Source organism: Microcystis sp. M53603_WE2 (assembly GCF_030065435.1).
The window spans coordinates 1-1,153 of the sequence record NZ_JASJFF010000835.1 but is presented as its reverse complement, the minus strand read 5'-3'; the positions used below and the strand labels follow the sequence as shown (position 1 = coordinate 1,153).

General features: G+C 45.1%; 2 protein-coding genes. One reads left to right on the top strand and one right to left on the bottom strand.

The features are described from left to right. A partial coding sequence (locus PX481_RS17750) for a four helix bundle protein (protein WP_502888614.1) occupies positions 1–184 on the bottom strand: 184 nt, incomplete at its 3' end. Positions 185–338: 154 nt separating this feature from the next. Here PX481_RS17750 and hisIE point away from each other — a divergent pair. Then, positions 339–974: a bifunctional phosphoribosyl-AMP cyclohydrolase/phosphoribosyl-ATP diphosphatase HisIE gene (gene hisIE, locus PX481_RS17745; protein ID WP_004162874.1), complete on the top strand. Its 636-nt coding sequence runs from the start codon at positions 339–341 to the stop codon at positions 972–974. Positions 975–1,153 lie beyond the last annotated feature (179 nt).

Below are 1,153 nucleotides of genomic sequence, written 5' to 3'. Positions count from 1 at the left end.
TGCGGGTTTTTCTGCCATGACCCTCGGCAATATTAGCAGGAATAGAAGCGGAAGCCCTGCGAATTTGAGAAATCATCCCGTAGGTTTCTTCTTTGGGGAAATTGCGAGTGGCTAAATAGCATTTTTCTGCCAAATCCATTCCTGTTTGCCAAACTTGTAAGTCTCGATAGGATTGTATTCTCATCAATTTCTCAGCAATTTTTTTATTATTCAACCATTAAATCCCAACCCCCATCCCCTAACCCCTAACCCCTAAACCCTAACCCCCAAGACCCCATGGCTATATAATTAAGCTTTGGGTAATTTGTCCCACCATAATTCTTGACCGCGAAAAACTGATGTCTTCTTTACTCTCTGCTATTCCCCTCGACGCGATCGCTTATAATCCCCAGGGTTTAGTACCGGCGATCGCTCAAGACTATCTTGATGCTACAGTGTTAATGATGGCCTGGATGAATCGGGAATCCCTCGAAAAAACCCTCACCACTGGGGAAGCATGGTATTGGAGTCGTTCTCGTCAAGAATTATGGCACAAGGGCGCTACTTCTGGCCATATCCAAAAAGTGCGTCAAATTCGCTACGATTGCGATAGTGATGCTATCTTACTGACTATTGAGCAAATCGGTGATATCGCCTGTCATACCGGCGAAAGAAGCTGTTTTCACCAAGTAAACTGGCAAAAATCACCGCCAGCGGCCGACACTCTCTCGGAATTGTTTAAGGTAATTTGCGATCGCAGAGACGATCCTCATCCGGAATCCTACACCTGTAAACTTTTGGCCGGAGGAGATAACAAAATTCTCAAGAAAATCGGCGAAGAATCGGCAGAAGTGGTCATGGCCTGCAAAGATAATGATGGCGATGCTATTGCCTCAGAAGTGGCCGATCTTTTTTATCATACCCTCGTCGCCCTCGCCTATCATCAAGTCCCCCTGCGAGATGTCTATAAAAAACTGCAAGACCGGCGCCGGTAATCAGTTATCAGTTATCAGTAATCAGTTATCAGTTATCAGATTTGAGTTTTAAGTGGGTGGGTGGAATTAAATATAAGATGAACGTAGGTTGGGTTGAAGCATGAAACCCAACGCCCGATTATGTTACGCTACCGCTAACCCATCCTACAAATAATTGTGCCTCCCTACTTAGGGTTTGC